Source organism: Sorangium sp. So ce726 (genome assembly GCF_051521405.1).
Taxonomy (GTDB): domain Bacteria; phylum Myxococcota_A; class Polyangia; order Polyangiales; family Polyangiaceae; genus Sorangium.
In genome coordinates, this window is the sequence record NZ_CP150349.1 from 9,812,179 (window position 1) to 9,828,938 (window position 16,760).

Annotated in this window: 16 protein-coding genes; 5 read left to right on the plus strand and 11 right to left on the minus strand. The window is 71.4% G+C overall.

The genetic code is table 11. The features are described from left to right. Positions 1-38: 38 nt before the first annotated feature. Positions 39-974 (minus strand): AraC family transcriptional regulator, encoded by a 936-nt coding sequence (locus WME79_RS36495; protein WP_437524590.1) that lies wholly within the window; start codon positions 972-974, stop codon positions 39-41. A gap of 92 nt (positions 975-1,066) precedes the next feature. Between WME79_RS36495 and WME79_RS36500 the strand changes: the two genes are divergently transcribed. Next, complete coding sequence (locus tag WME79_RS36500; protein ID WP_437524592.1) at positions 1,067-1,948, plus strand: NAD-dependent epimerase/dehydratase family protein; 882 nt, start codon at positions 1,067-1,069, stop codon at positions 1,946-1,948. A gap of 15 nt (positions 1,949-1,963) precedes the next feature. On the opposite strand, the gene WME79_RS36505 is transcribed toward WME79_RS36500, so the two are convergent. Genes WME79_RS36505 through WME79_RS36530 form a run of 6 tightly spaced genes read right to left on the minus strand, consistent with a single transcriptional unit; the run spans position 1,964 to position 7,647 of the window. Beyond that, positions 1,964-3,232: an MFS transporter gene (locus WME79_RS36505; RefSeq protein ID WP_437524595.1), complete on the minus strand. Its 1,269-nt coding sequence runs from the start codon at positions 3,230-3,232 to the stop codon at positions 1,964-1,966. Continuing rightward, positions 3,229-3,639 (minus strand): hypothetical protein, encoded by a 411-nt coding sequence (locus WME79_RS36510; protein ID WP_437524598.1) that lies wholly within the window; start codon positions 3,637-3,639, stop codon positions 3,229-3,231. Before WME79_RS36510 ends, WME79_RS36505 begins: the two co-directional genes overlap by 4 nt. Before the next feature lie 2 nt (positions 3,640-3,641). Further along, on the minus strand, positions 3,642-4,268 hold the full coding sequence (locus WME79_RS36515; protein WP_437524601.1) for a YdcF family protein: 627 nt from the start codon (positions 4,266-4,268) through the stop codon (positions 3,642-3,644). Between the two features lie 24 nt (positions 4,269-4,292). Then, on the minus strand, positions 4,293-5,459 hold the full coding sequence (locus WME79_RS36520) for a DegT/DnrJ/EryC1/StrS family aminotransferase (protein ID WP_437524604.1): 1,167 nt from the start codon (positions 5,457-5,459) through the stop codon (positions 4,293-4,295). After that, positions 5,456-6,235 carry a WecB/TagA/CpsF family glycosyltransferase gene (locus tag WME79_RS36525; RefSeq protein WP_437524607.1) on the minus strand — a complete coding sequence of 260 codons (780 nt, stop codon included), beginning with the start codon at positions 6,233-6,235 and terminating at the stop codon, positions 5,456-5,458. Before WME79_RS36525 ends, WME79_RS36520 begins: the two co-directional genes overlap by 4 nt. Next, positions 6,232-7,647, minus strand: a complete 1,416-nt coding sequence (locus tag WME79_RS36530) for a radical SAM protein (RefSeq protein ID WP_437524609.1) — start codon at positions 7,645-7,647, stop codon at positions 6,232-6,234. Before WME79_RS36530 ends, WME79_RS36525 begins: the two co-directional genes overlap by 4 nt. Positions 7,648-7,799: 152 nt before the next feature. Between WME79_RS36530 and WME79_RS36535 the strand changes: the two genes are divergently transcribed. Then, positions 7,800-9,065 carry an oligosaccharide flippase family protein gene (locus WME79_RS36535; RefSeq protein ID WP_437524612.1) on the plus strand — a complete coding sequence of 422 codons (1,266 nt, stop codon included), beginning with the start codon at positions 7,800-7,802 and terminating at the stop codon, positions 9,063-9,065. 52 nt (positions 9,066-9,117) lie between these two features. On the opposite strand, the gene WME79_RS36540 is transcribed toward WME79_RS36535, so the two are convergent. Both WME79_RS36540 and WME79_RS36545 read right to left on the minus strand, forming a co-directional pair. Then, positions 9,118-10,005 (minus strand): sugar transferase, encoded by an 888-nt coding sequence (locus WME79_RS36540; RefSeq protein WP_437524615.1) that lies wholly within the window; start codon positions 10,003-10,005, stop codon positions 9,118-9,120. Positions 10,006-10,080: 75 nt separating this feature from the next. Beyond that, entirely contained in the window at positions 10,081-10,374 is a 294-nt protein-coding gene (locus tag WME79_RS36545; RefSeq protein WP_437524618.1) for a hypothetical protein, read from the minus strand. Positions 10,375-10,504: 130 nt separating this feature from the next. Here WME79_RS36545 and WME79_RS36550 point away from each other — a divergent pair, with 130 nt between their 5' ends. Then, positions 10,505-11,443, plus strand: a complete 939-nt coding sequence (locus WME79_RS36550; protein WP_437524621.1) for a UDP-glucuronic acid decarboxylase family protein — start codon at positions 10,505-10,507, stop codon at positions 11,441-11,443. A gap of 181 nt (positions 11,444-11,624) precedes the next feature. Here WME79_RS36550 and WME79_RS36555 read toward each other — a convergent pair whose 3' ends face one another. After that, a complete protein-coding gene (locus tag WME79_RS36555) occupies positions 11,625-12,572 on the minus strand; it encodes a glycosyltransferase family 2 protein (protein WP_437524624.1) in 948 nt (315 codons plus the stop codon). A 293-nt stretch (positions 12,573-12,865) separates the two neighbouring features. On the opposite strand from WME79_RS36555, the gene WME79_RS36560 reads away from it, so the two are divergent. Together WME79_RS36560 and WME79_RS36565 are read left to right on the plus strand one after the other, a co-directional pair. After that, complete coding sequence (locus tag WME79_RS36560; RefSeq protein ID WP_437524627.1) at positions 12,866-14,503, plus strand: hypothetical protein; 1,638 nt, start codon at positions 12,866-12,868, stop codon at positions 14,501-14,503. A 142-nt stretch (positions 14,504-14,645) separates the two neighbouring features. Further along, the gene (locus WME79_RS36565) at positions 14,646-15,914 is read left to right on the plus strand and encodes a winged helix DNA-binding domain-containing protein (RefSeq protein WP_437524630.1); all 1,269 of its coding nucleotides are present in this window, start codon (positions 14,646-14,648) and stop codon (positions 15,912-15,914) included. 5 nt (positions 15,915-15,919) lie between these two features. On the opposite strand, the gene WME79_RS36570 is transcribed toward WME79_RS36565, so the two are convergent. Beyond that, positions 15,920-16,585: a hypothetical protein gene (locus WME79_RS36570; RefSeq protein WP_437524633.1), complete on the minus strand. Its 666-nt coding sequence runs from the start codon at positions 16,583-16,585 to the stop codon at positions 15,920-15,922. Between the last annotated feature and the right edge of the window lie 175 nt (positions 16,586-16,760).

Below are 16,760 nucleotides of genomic sequence, written 5' to 3' on the forward strand. Positions count from 1 at the left end.
TGAACTGAAATTCAGAACAATGGCGCTGCGGGATCAGCTCAGGAGTGCGTCTCGCGGTCCGTGGAACGGTACGCCCCCGGAGGAACCCCGACCTCCCGCCGAAACGCGACGTTGAAGGCCGCCTCGTCCTGGTAGCCCACGGACGACGCCACCTCGGCGAGCGCGAGCCCGGGCCGCTCTCGCAGCGTCTCCTTCGCGAGCTCCATGCGCCAGCGCGTCAGGTGACGGAGCGGGCCCTCCCCCACGTGCTCGCGGAAGGCGAGGGCGAAGCCCGACCGGCTCATGCCGGCCTCCCTCGCGAGCGAGGCCACGGTCCACGCGCGGGCCGGGGCCTGGTAGAGCGCGTCCAGGGCGCGAGCGACGCGCTCGTCCGCGAGCGCCGCGCGAAAGGAGCCAGGAGGCGCGGGGCGCTCGAGCTCCGCGCGGATGGCCTGCAGGAGGAGCAGCTCCGCGAAGCGCGCGGCCATGACCGGCGCGCCCGGCCGCCGGCCGCGCACCTCGTCGCGGATGCCGTCCAGGAGCCGGCCGAGACCGGGCACCGGCTCACCGGCCCCGCCCTCGAGGAGCACCACGGAGGGCAGCGCGCGGAGCAGCAGCGACCGCCCGGCGCCCGCGACATGCATGGCAGCGCAGAGCACCACCGTCCTCGCGCCGTCGCCGCCCAGCCGGCGCCGCACCGTCTGCACGCCCGGCCGAGGAGGCGAGAGCCAGCGCTCCTCATCGACGACGGCTGCCCCCGGCCGGTACCTCAGGCAGTGCGGGACGCCGTGGGGCAAGAGCAGCAGATCGCCCTGGCCGACGCGGATCTCTCGGTCGCCGAGCTCCAGCCACATCTCGCCTTCGAGGAGGTGGTGGAGCAGGACGATCTCTCGGGGGCCGATACGGGCCCCCCACGGCGCGCCCAGCTCGACGCGGCCGAAGAGGCTGGTCTCGATGCGCACGTGGCGGAGCAGCGCTGTCAGGACATCGGGCATTGGACGATCACAAAAGAGCGCTGGACCCTATCACATGGAGGACCCCCCGGTCCGTCGCCATGGTTCAGCCACCGATTCACGAGGAGGCTACCATGGACGTTTTCATCACCGGCGCGAGCGGCTTCATCGGATCTGCGGTCGCCCGCGCCCTGGTCGTGCGCGGCCACCGGGTGCGCGGGCTCGCGCGCAGCGACGCGTCGGCAGCGAAGGTGCGGGCCGCTGGCGCAGAGCCGATCTGGGGCAGTTTATCGCAGGTCGACGTGCTCGCGCGCGCGGCGGCGGCCGGCGACGGGGTTGTGCACACCGCGGCGACGACAGGAGAGGATCGCCCGGCCACCGACGAGGCGGCGGTCACGGCGATGCTCTCGGCCATGAGCGGCGGCGTCTTCATCACGACGACCGGGGCGCCGCGCGCGCGCTCCTCGCGGGTGCCCGTGCCGGAGGAGGAGAGCGTCAACCCCGGCGGAGCGCTCGAGTGGCTCGTGGCGGCTGAGTCGCGCGTGCTCGGCGCGAAGGGCGTCCGCGGCCTGGTCGTGCGGCCGCCCATCGTCTATGGCGACGGCGGAGGCCCGGTGGCGGGCCTGGTGCAGGGCGCGCGCGCCGCGGGGGTGGCGCGTACTATCGGCGATGGCGAGAACCGCTGGTCCACCGTGCACGTGCGGGATCTGGCGGCGGCTTACGCGATGCTGCTGGAGTCGGACGCAAGGGGCGTATTCCATGCCGCCGAGGCGTCGCCCGAGCCCATGGCGGCGCTCTTCGCGGCGATAGGCGACGCCGCCGGGGTCCCCGTGGGCTCGTGGAGCCTCGCGGAAGCGCTGCCAGCGCACGGCCCCCTCGCCGGCTTCCTGGCCATGGACGCCGCCCTCGACGCGACAAGGCTGCGCAGGCTGGGCTGGACGCCGGAGATCGGAGAGGCGCTCGGAGGCATCGGCGGCGCCCTGCGCGACCCGGCGCAGGGATATCGCGCGCCATGAGCCGCGCCGAAGGCTTCACGGCGAAGCGCCGTCGCGCGCGGCGCTCGCCGGCGGCGCCTCCCCTCCTCGCCTGCTGTCGAGGGTGAGCAGAAGGAGATAAGAAAAGGCGCAAACAACGAGGCTGCCAAACACGAGCATCGGCAGCGAGTACGCCAGCCGCTCCAGGCCCGCCCCCTCGATCAGTTTGCCGGTAAGGGCCGGAAGGACCATGCCGCCGAGGCTGTCGCCGACCAGCACGAGCCCGGTCACGAACGCCGTCATCGGCACGATCTGCCCCACGAGCGTGAAGCCGCTGGGCCAGAGCGGCGCCATGAAGAGCCCGAGCCCGAGCGCGACACCCCACAAGAGCGCGCTCGAGGGCGGCAGGAGCAGCATCATCGCGGACAGCACGAGACAGCCGCCCAGCCCCACAGGGATGACCTGGCGTGGCGTGAAGCGGATCGCCACCGGGATCGAGAGCAGCCTCCCGATCGTGAACGAGAGCCAGAACCCCGAGGTGAGGTACGCGGCCCCGGTCGCCGAGACGACGCCCAGCGTGAGGGCATAGGTGTAGATCCAGCTCCCGAACGAGATCTCCCCGCCGACGTAGGCGAACAGGTACAGCACCGCGACGAGCACCGGCAGGAGGGGCAGCGCGCGATCCGCGCCCTTCGCTGCGGCGTCCTTCCCGGCCTTTTCCTGGGGCTCGGGGCAGTGTCGCATCGAGAGCACGCCCAGGGCGACGAGCGCCGAGAAGGCGGCCACGGCCCAGTACGCCGCGTGGTAACCACCCCAGGCGCCCGGGATGCGCGCGACCAGCAGCGGCGACACGAACGCGCCCAGCCCGAAGCAGAAGTGCAGCCCGTTCATGTAGGGGCTGACCTTCTCCCCGTGCGTCCAGAGGAGCAGCGCGTTCGCGCCCGTGTTGATGAGCCCCTCCGCGAGACCCCGGCAGAACGCCAGGACCACAAGGAGCCATAACCACGGGACGGCCGGGATGACAGCGAGGCACGCTGCAGCGATCAGGTGCGCTCCCCCGAGCAGGTTGTGCCCGTGCACGCGATCGAACAGCTTGCCTCCCCAGAGCGTACCGAGCGTGTAACCAACCCCCCCGCCGAGGAACAGCGAGCCCATGTCCCCGACGCTGGAGCCCGTCTGCCGCGCCAGGTCCGGCAGGGTCGGCCCGGTGATCGCCGTGATGAGGCCCAGACAGATGAAGAGCCCGTAGTAGCCGGCCGTCTGGCGCAGCGCCCGGTCGCTCCGCCGGCTCGAGACCGGGCGCTCGTCCACGGCTGCAATGCTCATCGCTTCACCCCTTTTACCCGATGCAGGGGCTCGTGTGCCGGCCCCGGCGCGGCCGGGTCTGCGGGAGGATCGTCGGCGCGCGAGGCGCTGGCCGCGCGCTCCCGCTCGTGCTCGATGCGCCACGACTCGAAGGCCAGCGCCTGGAGCGCGGAGAGGACGAGGACGGAGACGTCGGTGTTGACGTAGAGCCAGATGAAACCCAGCCCGAGGCCGCGCACCAGCAGGGCCACCGCCGCCCCGACGGCGACGTTGCCGCCCCAGAACAGGAGGCACACGCCCACGCAGCGGATCGCGCGCCGGAGCGCGGCCGGGAGGAGCCCGGCGCGCATCCCCCGGCGGCGCCCCGCCGCATAGATCACGCAGGACGTGGCGGCGACGACGCCCAGGATGTAGAGCGCGTCCGGCACGGCTACACCTCCCCGCGGAGCCGCGACAGCGCGCGCGCCGCGAGCTCCTGGAGCAGCCGGCCTATCGCCGAGAGGCGGTCCCCCGGGGTGTTCGACGCCGGCGACCCCTCCGGGACGGGCGCGGCGAGGACCTCGAAGCCCGCGCGCTCGAAGAGCCGGCGCGCGCGAGCGATGCGGTGCGCTCCGGTGACGAGCAGGATCCTCCGTGCGCCCCTGGGCAGCAGGAGCTCCGCGCTGCGCTGGGCTTCCACCGCGGTCGTCAGCCCTCGCGGCTCCGTGAGCAGGGCCGACGCGGGGACGCCGAGGCCCTGCGCGAGGCGAGCGCGCGACTCGGCCTCGCTGGCCGGCCCGTTGCGGCTGCCGAGCATCAGCACGAGCGGCGCTCGCCCCTCACGGTACAGCGCGACGGCCTCGACAGCGCGCCGGAGGGAATCCTCGGGGAGCCGCCCGTCCGGATCGACGTCCGCGCCGAGAGCGACCACGGCGTCGGCCTGCCCGGCGTCGGGCGCCGACGCCATCCAGCGATCGAGCGGCGCGGCGACCGGGGTGAACGCAGCGACGGCGAAGGCCATGAGCCCGATCACGCCGGCCGCGGTGCTCAGGCGGTCCCACGCTGCTTCCATGCGCATGGCGTCGGATCCCTGGAGCGGCCCCTACGTGGCGCCCAGGAGGGCGGGCCTCGAGGAGCGCGCGAGCAGCCGCCGCGCCTCCAGCTCCTCCGCGACGCCGTGGATGGCGGCCTCGACGCGCTCGAGCGTCTCCTCGCTCATCCGGCCGTGCAGGGGCAGGCAGACCTGGCCCGCGCAGAGGCGGTCCGTGTTCGGGAGGGTGGCGCCCGCGGGGAAGCAGTCCAGCGCGTGCAGGGGCGGGTAGAAGTACCGGCGCGCCTCGACGCCGCGCCGCGCGAAGGCCGCGATGACGTCGTCGATCGGGGCGTCGATCAACCCGACCCCGAGGTTCTGCCCGTTGGGGCTCACGCCCGGCGGGATGCGCTGGGTGCGGTACACCTGCGGGTGCCGGGACAGGGCCGCGCGCAGCCGCTCGAGGTACGTCCGCCTGCGGGCCAGCGCCTCCGGGAGCCGCCGGAGCGACGAGAGCGCCAGGGCGGCGCGCAGCTCGTCCAGCTTGGCGTTCATCCCCGGGACCGACGCCGAGAGCGGCTGCGCGAGCCCGTGGTTGCGCAGCCGGCGCATCGCCGCGCTGACCTCCCGGTCCGGGGAGACGACAACGCCGCCCTCTGCGGCCACGAGGACCTTGGTGGCGTGCAGCGAGTAGGTCGTCGCGGTGAGGAGCGCCTCGGCCTCCCGGCTCGCCGTCTCGGTGCCCATGCCGTGAGCGTTGTCGTAGATCACGGCCGCGCCCGCGCCGCGGGCCTCGCGCGCGATGGCGGCGAGATCGGGCGGGACGCCGAACACGTTGACCGGGAGGACCAGCGTCGCGCCGTGCTCCGCGAGCAGGCGGCGCAGGTGCCCCGGATCCAGCGTCCAGGTCTCCGGGTCGATGTCGCAGAAGACCGGCTCGAAGCCCGCGTGCACCGCGGCGTTGAGCGTCGCGATGAAGGTGAAGGCCGGGAGGATCGCCCTGCCCCGCCGCACCGCCGCGGCCTCGATGGCGAGGCTGATCGCGACGGCGCCGTTCGAGACGGCCACGGCCTCTTCGACGCCGAGGAACGCCGCGATCGCCCGCTCGAAGCCCTCCGCGAGCGGGCCGCCGTTGCTGAGCCGCCCCGAGCGCAGGACGTCCGCGATCTGCGCCGCGATCGCGTCCGGCTCGTCCACCTGCGGCGAGACCATGGGGATGAAGGGTCGCTGGTCGCTCATGCTTGTCTCTCCGGACGAAGGCGCTGGTGGACGACGCGGCCGATGAACTCCGGGATGCCGAGCAGGTACCGCCGCCAGAGCCGCCGCGGCTCGACCGCCAGGCGGTAGAGCCACTGGACGTGGTTCCGGCGCACCCACTCGGGCGGGTAGGCGACGGCGCCCGCCACCTGATCCAGCAGCCCCCCCATACACCAGGTGGCGCGCACCTGGAGCGCCGCGAGGTGCTGGCTCACCCAGAGCTCCTGCTTGGGCGGGCCGAGGCCGACGATGAGCAGGGCGGCGCCCGAGCCGTTGATCTCCTGGACCACCGCCGCCTCCTCCTCGGGGGCGAAGTACCCGTGGTGAACGCCGGCGATCCGGAGCCCCGGGCGCTCCGCGGCCAGGCGGCGCGCGACCTCGTCGGCGATCCCGGGCGCGCCGCCGAGCAGGAAGACCGAGGCCCCGCGCTCGGCGCAGAGGTCCACGATCCGGCCCAGCTCGATGGGGCCCACGTTGATCCGCTCCGGGCACGGCCCGCCCAGCAGGCGCGCCGCCCAGACCACCCCGATGCCGTCGGCGTAGACGACGTCGGCCTGGGAAACCGAGGCGCGGTAGGGCGACTCGCGCGCCGCCAGCGTGGCGCAGTACGCGTTGACGTAGGTGTAGTAGTCGGGCCTGGCGCGCTCCGCCTGCAAGGCCTCGTCGAGGCGGCGCAGCAGCTGCTCGAAGGAGAGCCGCGTGACGGGGACGCCGAGGACGTCGACCCGGGGCGCGATCGAGGGCGGAGCGACGGTCATGCCTCGCCCCTGGCCGGCGCCACCTTGTCCTGCGCGCTGATGAACGCGCGAGGATCGCTGACCGGGGCGCGATCGACGACGGGCCGCGCCTCGTCGGTGCCGAACATCGCGACATAGTCGCCGTGGAACCCGTCGCAGATGTCGCGGAGCGCGCAGCGCTGGCACCCCGCGCCCTTCTGGTAGCCGTTGTGCTCGACGCGGTTCAGCGCGTCGTGGCGGTAGGCGGCGTCGCGATCCCCGCGGCGGCGGAGGAGCCGGTAGGACAGCCCTTCCAGCTTCCTCATCACAGGTCCGAGCCGCGGGTTCGTGTCGGCGCGGAGCATCCGGCCCCGGAGGTCGATCGCGTCCGCCAGGCGGAGGAGCGGCTGCCGGAGCCGGCCGAGGCGCGGCCGCGCGCCGAGCGGAACGGGCGGCGACACCGCGCCGGCCCGCATCCGCTGCGGGCCCTTGTTGGTCCAGGTCCAGCTGGCGAAATCCCACTCGTGCGGGTCGTACGAGAGCTGCTGGTAGTTGTACACCGACGGCCAGTGGCGCTCGGGGACGATGCAGTGGGGCAGGTACCGGACGTTCGCCTCCACGCCGGCTTGCGCGAGCACGTCGAGGGCCTCGTCGAGCGGGCCCCGCAGGTCGCCATAACGAGGCACGTTCTCCGCGGTGCGGGCGCCCTCCTTGCGCTGGTCCGCGAAGGGGTTGAAGGCGAGGAAGTTGACGGCGCGCGCCCCCAGCTCCACCGAGAGCTTCGCGATCGCCGGGAGCTGCGGCACCGCGAGCTTGGACATCACGCAGTTCACGCGGAACGGCACGTCGAGCGCGATGAGGTGGTTCAGCGCGCGCATCTGGCGCACGTGCGCGCCGCTCACGCCCACGGCCACGTCGTGCGCCTTCCCGAGCCCCTGGACGCTGACAAGGAAGTCGGCGACGCCGGAGTCCTTGAACTGCTGCGCCTTGTCGCGCTTGTCGAGCACCAGCGCGTTCGTGATGAGCGTCGGCGCGAGGCCGATCTCGGCGCAGTACCGGATCAGCGCATGGATGTCGCGCCAGATGGTCGGCTCGCCGCCCTGGATGTCGATCGCGTTGTTCCCGTAGAACTCGACGAGGGTCCGGCAGATCTCCTGCGCCTTCTCCAGCGACATGAACGGGTGCTCGGGGTGCTCCTTGTCCTCGATCCGATCGAGGAAGTAGCAGAAGTGGCAGCGGAGGTTGCACGTCTGCCCGAGCCACAGCACGCCGCGGCGCGTGAGCTCGCGGGTCTGGCCGTGGGGGCGCGGCGCGGCGGCCGGGCGCGCGGCCGGCACCGCCAGGGCGAGGGCTCGCTCGAGCAGGATCTCCGGCGGCTCGATGTCGGCCGAGACCAGCGACTCCTTTCGCCTGAGCTGCACCAACGAAACGTTGCCATCCGTGCTGGTCTTCACGTGGTCCTCTCCTGGATTGGATCCTTCACGCGCGGCGCGGCGCCACGCCGCTCCACGTGACCGCTGACGGGAAGTTGAACCGCACCGCGATCGGGGCGATAGGGGAGCGGCATGCGCGCGCGGCGACCTCCGGTGAGGGATCTCCTCCATCCATGACGTCGTCCGCGCTCCGCGAGGACGCCCCGCCTCCGGCGAGGCGAAGCGTCTCGGGCAGCATGGCGCTGAAGACCGCGAGCGATCTCGTCTCGCGCGGCGTCCGCATGCTCCTCGCCGTCGTCGCGGCGCGGCTCCTCGGGCCGGCGGGCTTCGGCGACTACAGCTACGCCTTCGCCGTGGGCTTCCTGCTCGGCGAGCTCGCCGACCTCGGCCTGCACCTGTTCATCGCGCGGGAGGTGGCCCGCGATCCTGGCGCTCCCATCGGCCCGCTCGTGCGCCTCAAGCTCGCCGTGACGCTGGCCGCCAGCGCCGCCGGCCTCGTGGTCGGCCTCCTCGCGGGCGCGGCCTCGCCACGCCGGACGCTCGTGTGGCTGCTGGCGGCCGCGTGGCTGATGGCCTCGTTCGTCGAGATGCTCAACCAGGTGTTCCGCGGGCACCAGCGGATGGAGCGCGAGATGCTGGTGGCGGTCACCATGGCCATCACGTCCTTCGGGCTGGGGACGGGCGCGCTGCTCTCGGGGCTCGGCGCGCTCGGCCTGGCGTGGAGCCTCGTCGCGGGCCACCTGGTCGCCCTCGCGCTGGCGCTGGCCCTCGCCGCCCAGCTCCTCGAGCGCCGGCAGTGGTCCAGCGAGGGCGCGACGCTGCCGCAGGGCTTCCTCCGTGAGGCGGGGCCGCTCGCTGTGGTGATGCTCGCCAGCCCCCTCTACTTCCAGCTCGATCTCCTGATGCTGGGCTGGATGAGCACCCCCCACGCGGTCGGCGACATGAGCGCGGTCCAGCGCATGATCGGCGGCGCCATGATGCTGCCGGGCGTCGTGCGCGCGGCGGTCTTCCCCGCCTTCGTCGCCAGCCGCTCCGCGAGCGCCCGCAGGCGCCTCGCCACGCTCACCTTCGTCGGGCTCATGGCCGCGGGCGCGCTCATGAGCGCCGTGGTGTGGTGGATGGGCGGGCCGCTCGTCCGGCTCGTGTTCGGCCCCGACTACGCGAGCGCCGTGCTGCCGCTGCAGCTCCTGACCACGGCGCTCGTGTGGATGCTGCCGGAGTGCGCCATCGGCCCGATGCTGTTCGCCGCGGGCCAGCAGCGCCCGTACGCGGCCCTCTGGACGGCCACCGTGCTCCTCATCACGGCCGGGGACCTGTGGGCTGTGCCCGCGCACGGCGCCGCCGGCGCGGCCGCGGTGAAGCTCGTGGTCACGCTCGGCCTGGTGGCCGGCGAGGTGATCGTCCTCTTCCGCGCCAGGGACCACCTCGGGGCCTCCTGAGCGGCCGAGGAGCCGGCCTTTCTCGGCGTCGTCGATCACCCGGCGCACGACGTCAGTAGCTCCCCACGCCGAAGAGCATGCGCAGCGGCGTGATCGCCATGATCTTCAGGTCGCCCCAGAAGCTGGCGTTGGTCAGGTAGTAGATGTCGAGGATGACGCTCTGGTCGAAGGTCACCTGGTTGCGCGCCACGACCTGCCACAGGCCGGTGATCCCGGGCCGGCCCTCGGTCCGGAGGCGGTGCCACGGCTTGAGCGCGTCGAACTCCGCCATCGGATAGGGCCTCGGCCCCACCAGGGCCATGTCGCCGGTGAGGACGTGGAGGAGCTGGGGGATCTCGTCGAGGCACAGCCAGCGCAGGACGCCGCCCAGCCGCGTGATGCGCGGATCCCTGGGGTCCTTGGGGATGACGACCCCATCGTCGCGCACGAAGCCGGGGATCTCGCCGCGGATGACCGAGAGCCGCGCGGCGTCGCCCCTGTCCTCGCCGTCCCGGCGCTGCGCCCGCATCGTCCGGTACTTGAAGAACCGGAACGGCTTCCCGCGCAGCCCTGCGCGCGGGGCGACGTGGAACGGCCCGCCCGGGGACTCGAGGTGGATCAGCAGCGCGATCGTCAGCCACAGCGGCGCGCCCCCGAGCAGCACCGACAGGGCCACGAGCTTCTCGACGGCCCGGGTGGCCGCGGCGTCGAGGCCGCCCCGCTCGCCGGAGCCGAACCGGACCACCGGGAGCCCCTCCGCCGTCCGCTCGGACAGGTCGAGGCGCGCCGCGAGCCACTCGAGGTCCCGCGAGGCGATCGCGACGGCCTGCGCCCGCCCGCGCGCCCGCCGCAGCACCTCCCCCACCGCGTCGAGGCCCTCGACGACGACGGGAGCGCCGGGATCCAGCGGAGGAGGCGGCGCGGTTGCACCTTGAGCGAAGGACGTCGTTGCACAGGTCAAAAAAAAACCTCCTGGTGGTCTCCGGTCCGGCGTCGCGGCGGTTCCCCCGCCCTGCCGTCTCGCCTCAGCCCTCTCTCACATGGCCACGGCGAAGGTCCCCTGACCGCGGTTCAGATCGTCAATCGGCTCCGGACCGTCGACGCTCACGACGATCGAGCTCCGTTTGGCGAGCTCTTCGACGCGCTCCTTGACGCGGAATCCGCTGGGGACCCTTTCCACCGAGATCCCTCGGCTCACCGCCCGCTCGACAATGCGGTCAATGGATTTGTGCAGCATCGGCTCGCCCACCCAGATGGGACGCGCTTCGCGGGCGGGCTTTGCGCGAACGAGCGAGCCCAGGTAGCGAGGTGAGCGGTGCACGCCGTGCATGATAAGGAACTCGCCCCCAGATGTCATCGGTCTTTGTAATTACTATTTCCTATGGTAAGGGGTTTTCGACCAATCACGGCGCCACGGCCCAGAGCTTTACTGAACAGCGCGTCAAGGAGGTATTTTTCCGATGAGTGCGAGCAAGCGAATCCTGGTCACGGGTGGGGCTGGTTTCCTCGGATCGCACCTCTGCGCGCGGCTTCTGGCCGACGGGCACACCGTGATCTGCGTCGACAGCATGGTGACGGGGCGTGACGAGAACCTCGGGCCGCTGCTGAAGAACCCGCGGTTCGAGCTGCACCGCTGCGACGTGAGCGAGCCGCTCCGCTTCGAGGTCGACCAGATCTACAACATGGCCTGCGCGGCGTCGCCCGTGAAGTACCGGGCTGATCCGGTGCACACGCTCAACACGAACGTGTTCGGCGCGATCAACGTCCTCCGCCTGGCGCAGGAGCTGGGGGCCCGGGTCCTGCAGGCCTCCACCTCCGAGATCTATGGCGACGCGCTCGTCCACCCTCAGCACGAGGACTACTGGGGGAACGTCAACCCCATCGGGCCGAGGGCCTGCTACGACGAGAGCAAGCGGGTCGCGGAGACGTACTTCTGGGAGTACCGCCAGACCCGCAACGTCGATACCGTCATCGTGCGCATTTTCAATACCTATGGCCCGAACATGGACCGGAACGACGGCCGGGTCATCGCCAACTTCGTCGTGAAGGCGCTGCGCGGCGAGGCGCTGGAGCTGTACGGCGGAGGCCACCGCACGCGCTCGTTCTGCTTCGTCAGCGACCTCATCGAGGGGCTGGTTCGCGTGATGAACGCCAAGGACCTGACCGGGCCGGTCAACCTCGGGAATCCGGCCGAGACGAGGATGCAGGACCTCGCCGAGCTCATCATCCGCAAGACCGGCGGGCGCGCGAAGCTGACGATGAGCGATGCCCTCATCGACGATCCCCAGCGGCGCAGGCCCGACATCTCCCGGGCCACCGAGCTGCTTGGCTGGCGTCCTGTGGTGGATCTCGACTCGGGCCTCGATCGCACGATCGACTGGTTCCGCCCGCGCGTCTGACGTCCGGCGACTTTGGCGCATCCCCTCGAATTTTCCGGGGGAAAGTTCACAGGGAGGCGGGGAGACGGGGAGTAAATTCCCATCAATCTCCCCGTCTCCCCGCCTCCCTGTTCAATTTCCGGCCCCAATTGAGGGGATTGTCAGCCGGCGATGAGTGGAAGCGCCCTGTCGGGACGGGCGCTCAGCCGCCCTTCGACGGGAGGCGGCCGGAGGTGGCCATGACGCGCCCGCCGCGGCCGGCGCTGACGTCTGCCAGGATGCGGTCGCGCTGCGCCCGGATCCGCTCTCCGAGCACGCGGTGGATCGCGGCCCTGAGGGCCATTCCCCCGAGCCCGCGCGTGACAGCGCCAGGCCCCGGCGCCGATCTCAGCCGGTCCAGGAGGATCTTCGCCGCCGTCTGCGCCGAGAGCAGGCGGGCGCCGTCGCGCCGGTAGAGCTCCGGGTAGCTCGAGCGCAGCTGCTCTCTCGCGGCGGCGTTGCGCGCCAGCGCGCGGACCACGTCGGCCATGCTGTCCACCTCGAAGTGGATGGGCGCCTCGGGGACCACGACCAGCGCCTCGCCGGCGACGAGCGCCGTGAGCCACGAGTCCTCGGTCACGAGGTCGACGGGCAGCCGAGGGAGCGTCCCGGCAGGCAGGAGCCCACGATCGGCCATCACCGCGCCCAGCCGATCGCGATCGATGGCATAGAGGCGACCGGAGATGTAGTCCTGACCGAGGCTGGTCGTCAGCAGGCCGAGGACGGTGCCGAGCGGCGGGGGCGGCGCCCCGCGCGGCTGCTCGAAGGCCGCGGCGACGGCGGCGCGCGGAGAGCGCTCCAGGGCGCGCAGCAGGGCCGAGATGGAGTCCCCGTCCGGGCGCACGTCCGCGTCCGTGAACACGAGGCGACGGTTGCGCGCCCGGGCCACCAGGGCGTTCCATGCGTTGTTCTTTCCGAGCTCGCTCTCGATGACGGCGAGCCGCGGCTCCCGCCCCCGGAACGCCTCGACGACGCGCTCGGTGCCGTCCGTGCACCCGTTGAGACAGACGAGGATCTCGTCCACCTCGGGGCCGAGCCGCGACAGCTCGGTGAGGGTCGCCTCGATGGTGCGGACTTCGTTGTACGCCGGCAGGCAGATGCTGGCAGCCATCGACTCCGACGCATACCACCACGCCGGCTCGGGTGTCACGCGGCGCGCGCCGCGCGGGATGGCCACCCAGGAACTGACGATGCTGACGATGCCGACGACGCGAACGACGCCGACGCGCCCGCATCCACTGCACGAATTTTATGCTTGGATAAGGCCCTTGACTATGTTTGCATAAAAACAATCCCGCGTCACTCAAAAGTCCGCGGAGGTTCGCGCCGTCGCGCTGGTTTCACGCCTGACGTCATCGTGATCCTTGGGTGTGCGGTCCAGGCGCGGCGCTGAAAGGAGAGCTTATGCACAGGCTTTTTGCGTTCGTGCTGGCTGGAACGGTGCTTCTGGGAGCCTCGCCGCCGGCGCATGCGAAGCGGCCGATCCTCGCCGAGGGGTCGCCGATGCACGGCACCAATGGGATGAATGTGGGGCCGGATGGTCGGCTGTACGTCGCGAGCTTCCTTGGCAATGAGATCGCCATCGTGAACCGCAAGAGCGGCACCATCGTGGATCGGCTCGACGCGTCGGACGGCATCGATGGCCCGGACGACCTCACGTTTGGCCCGGATGGCTCGCTCTACTGGACCTCGCTCATCCCTGGCAATGTCGTGCGGCACGCGCCGTCGGGCGAGATCACCCAGCAGTTCGTCGCGCCGGGGGTCAACCCCATCACGTTCTCCGATACGGGGCGGCTCTTCGTGGCGCTCGACTTCTTCGGTGATGGGCTCTACGAGGTCGATCCGGAGCTGTCGGCTCCGCCGCGCCACATCGCGAGCAACCTCGGCTTCCTGAACGGCATGGACTGGGGGCCTGACGGCAGGTTGTACGGGCCGATCTGGACGCAAGGCAGGGTGATCAGCATCGATGTGGACTCCTGCACCGGCGCGGTCGATCCGGAGGTGGAGTGCGACCTCCAGACGGTCGCGGACGGCTTCTTCATCCCCGCGGCGGCCAAGTTCGACGCGTTCGGCCGGCTCCACGTGGTCGATCAGAACGGCGAGGTGGTGCGGATCGACATCGAGACGGGCGAGAAGGAGGTCATCGCGGAGCTCACGCCGGGGCTCGACAACCTCGCCTTCGACCCGCAGGGCAATCTCTACGTGTCGAGCGCCAGCGACGGCTTCATCGTCCGGATCAGGCCGAACGGCCATGTGCACACGATCATGCCGGGCGGCATGATCATGCCCGGCGGCGTGGCCGTGACGACCGAAGGATGTGCCGAGTCGGTCTATGTGGCCGATCTGTCGTCGCTGCGGAAGTTCGATGGGGACACGGGCGCTCCGCTGGGCGTCGAGCGGTCGTTCCTCGGCCAGTCGGAGTTTCACGCGCCTGCCACGGTGTCGGCGGACGGCTCGAACTTGATCTTGACCGCGTGGTTCAGCAGCGTGGTTCAAACGTACGACCCGGCGACGGCGACGGTCCTCGAGACGTACAATAACTTCGTCTCACCGCTCAACGCGGTCCGGTTCCAGGGAGCTCTCGTGGTGGCCGAGCTCGGCGCGGGGCCGGGCGCGGCGCGCATCGTCCGCCAGACGGCTGGCGGCCCCGTGACGCTCGCGCCGATGACCGTGCCCTCGGGCCTCGCGGTGTCGGGAGGCGACCTCTGGGCCGCCGACTGGGCCACGGGCCAGATCCTCCATGTGGCGGCGGGGGGCGTGACGCTCTCTCCGCCTATCGTGGTGGCCGACGGCCTGGATCAGCCGGAGGGGATGGCGGTCGATCTGGACGGCACCCTGCTCGTCGTGGAGGTCGGGAAGCGCCGCCTGCTGCGCGTGGACCCGGCGACGGGGGACACCTGGGTCGTGAAAAAGCACCTCAAGGTGGGGCTCGAGGCGGTCACGGGGACGGTGCCGACCTATGCGTTGAGCAGCGTCGCCGTGGGCCCGTCAGGGACGATCTATGTCTCTGGCGACAAGGACAACGTGCTTTATCGGTTCTGACCCGATTGCGACGAGGAGGCTCTGTTCTCGTTCGTCCTCGCCCCTTGAATCCACACGTGAGGCTCGCCGCCTGCTGCCCTGGCCAGGAGCAGCAGGCGGCCCATAGAGGATGAGCCCCGTTTCGCGTAAGCTCGCGGGCTGCATGACCGCCCCGACGCTGACACGAAGAGACCTCAACCGGGCCACGCTCGCGCGACAGATGTTGCTCTCGCGGGAGCAGGCCTCGGCCGTCCACGGGATCGAGCGGCTGATCGCCCTCCAGGCCCAGCTGGCGCGGCCACCTTTCATCGGGCTCTGGTCGCGGCTCGCGGCGTTCCGGCGCGAGCAGCTCGTCCAGCTCGTCGTGCGCCGCGAGGTCGTCCGGGCGCCGTTCCTGCGCGGCACGCTGCACCTCGTGAGCGCAAGGGACTACCTGGATCTGCACCCGGTCATCGCGCCGGTGCTCCACGCCGGGATGCGGTCGGTCCTCCGCGAGCGCGCGGACGCCCTCGACGTCGCTCGGCTGGTCGCCGAGGCGCGCGCGTACTTCGACGCGGAGCCGCGGACCATGGACGAGCTGCGCGATCACCTGGCCGAGCGCTACGCCGACGGCGACGTGCGGGCCATGGCCCTCGCGGTTCGGATGCACCTGCCGATCGTCCAGGTGCCCGGCGAGACCCCGTGGGGATACCCGGGAACGGCGGACTTCGCCCCGGCGGCGTCCTGGCTCGGCAAGCCGCTCCGCGACGGCGGCGCCCCGCAGGCGCTCGTGCTCCGTTACCTCGCGTCGTTCGGCCCGGCGACAGCGACCGATGTGCAAACGTGGTCCGGCCTGACCCGCGTCAAGGAGGTGCTCCACGCCTTGCGAGAGCAGCTCTGCGTGTTCCGCGACGAGCGAGGCCGGGAGCTCTTCGACCTGCCCGACGCGCCGCGGCCGCCCGCGGACACCGCCGCGCCGGCCCGGTTTTTACCCGATTACGACAACCTCCTGCTCGCGCACGACGACCGCACGCGGGTCATCGCGGACGAGCACCGCCCGCGGATCGTCATGTCCGCCAACCTGCGCATCCTGCCGACGTTCCTCGTGGATGGCTTCGTGGCCGGCACATGGACGATCGAACGGAAGAAGGCCACGGCCGCGCTCGTGCTCGAGCCGTTCGAGGTGCTTGGCAAGGCGGCACGCGAGCAGCTCGCCGAGGAAGGGGAGGCGCTCCTTCGATTCATGGAGGAGGACGCCGGCACGTTCGAGGTGCGCTTCGGGAAGTCAGGAGCCGCGAAGGCGCCGGCCGCGCGGGCGAAGGCCAGCGGGGCCGTGAAGGCGCCGGCCGCGCGGGCGAAGGCCAGCGGGGCCGTGAAGGCGCCGGCCGCGCGGGCGAAGGCCAGCGGGGCCGTGAAGGCGCCGGCCGCGCGGGCGAAGGCCAGAGGACGTTGATCGCTTCAGCCTTCGGAATCAGGGCCGCCATCGTCCTCGGAGTCGGGCTCCTCATCCTCCTCTGGCGCTCGCCCCTCTCGAAAGGTGCGCTGATCGTCGGGATCGGAGAGCTCGATGCAGAAGGTCTGCCACTCGCCGTCGTCCCCGAGCACCGCGACCCACCAGTCTCCTTCGTGAGCCCTGCTCTCGCTGAACTCCCACGTGATCTGATAACCGTCCTGGTTCGACCAGCCTTCGCCGTCCGCATAGATGAGCCCGGTGGTCTCGCGCTGAATGCACGTCATCACCGCCCGCAGGGCTTCCATCGCTTCGTCATCCCTCGCTTCGTCATGGGTGTAGTGAGGAGTGAAGCTGTAAATGGCGCGAACGTCCCGCAGGTGCTCGGCGACCCATTCCGCGCCTGACCGGGGTTCGACGCCCTCGAGAAGGTCGATCATGCTCGCGATCTCTTCGGCGACTGCCGCAGGATCCGACTCGCGGTACATGGTCGCGAAGGGCTTCGCGGGGGGGTCGCTGGGATCGGCGTCATCCGGCGCGAAGCGGAGCTCGATTTCCTGCCAGTCCGCCTCGACGCCGCTGACGATATCGTAGTCTGCCTCGAAGTCGGAGTAGAGCGGTACCTCGATGGAGTGGCGCGTGGCGCAGACGGCGCTCTTGGTGACCACGAACATCCAGTACGCCATGTCGCCGACGAGTAACAGGCCCCGGCGCTCCACGCAAGTGGCCGAGGAGGCGGAGGCCTTCCGAGGGCGGAGCGCGCCCTGCAGCTGTAGAGTGGAGGAGGCCTGTCGATAGCCGATGAGTCGCCGCGAAGTGACCGGTCACGCTCATGCCGCCGTCCGGATC

What these genes read in the sequence shown, in the direction of transcription:
- WME79_RS36500 (WP_437524592.1), top strand. Translation starts at nt 1,067, where the DNA reads ATGGACGTTTTCATCACCGGCGCGAGCGGCTTCATCGGATCTGCGGTC.
- WME79_RS36505 (WP_437524595.1), bottom strand. Translation starts at nt 3,232, where the DNA reads ATGAGCATTGCAGCCGTGGACGAGCGCCCGGTCTCGAGCCGGCGGAGC.
- WME79_RS36520 (WP_437524604.1), bottom strand. Translation starts at nt 5,459, where the DNA reads ATGAGCGACCAGCGACCCTTCATCCCCATGGTCTCGCCGCAGGTGGAC.
- WME79_RS36515 (WP_437524601.1), bottom strand. Translation starts at nt 4,268, where the DNA reads ATGCGCATGGAAGCAGCGTGGGACCGCCTGAGCACCGCGGCCGGCGTG.
- WME79_RS36525 (WP_437524607.1), bottom strand. Translation starts at nt 6,235, where the DNA reads ATGACCGTCGCTCCGCCCTCGATCGCGCCCCGGGTCGACGTCCTCGGC.
- WME79_RS36560 (WP_437524627.1), top strand. Translation starts at nt 12,866, where the DNA reads ATGCACAGGCTTTTTGCGTTCGTGCTGGCTGGAACGGTGCTTCTGGGA.
- WME79_RS36570 (WP_437524633.1), bottom strand. Translation starts at nt 16,585, where the DNA reads ATGTTCGTGGTCACCAAGAGCGCCGTCTGCGCCACGCGCCACTCCATC.
- WME79_RS36565 (WP_437524630.1), top strand. Translation starts at nt 14,646, where the DNA reads ATGACCGCCCCGACGCTGACACGAAGAGACCTCAACCGGGCCACGCTC.
- WME79_RS36555 (WP_437524624.1), bottom strand. Translation starts at nt 12,572, where the DNA reads ATGGCTGCCAGCATCTGCCTGCCGGCGTACAACGAAGTCCGCACCATC.
- WME79_RS36550 (WP_437524621.1), top strand. Translation starts at nt 10,505, where the DNA reads ATGAGTGCGAGCAAGCGAATCCTGGTCACGGGTGGGGCTGGTTTCCTC.
- WME79_RS36545 (WP_437524618.1), bottom strand. Translation starts at nt 10,374, where the DNA reads ATGCACGGCGTGCACCGCTCACCTCGCTACCTGGGCTCGCTCGTTCGC.
- WME79_RS36495 (WP_437524590.1), bottom strand. Translation starts at nt 974, where the DNA reads ATGCCCGATGTCCTGACAGCGCTGCTCCGCCACGTGCGCATCGAGACC.
- WME79_RS36535 (WP_437524612.1), top strand. Translation starts at nt 7,800, where the DNA reads ATGACGTCGTCCGCGCTCCGCGAGGACGCCCCGCCTCCGGCGAGGCGA.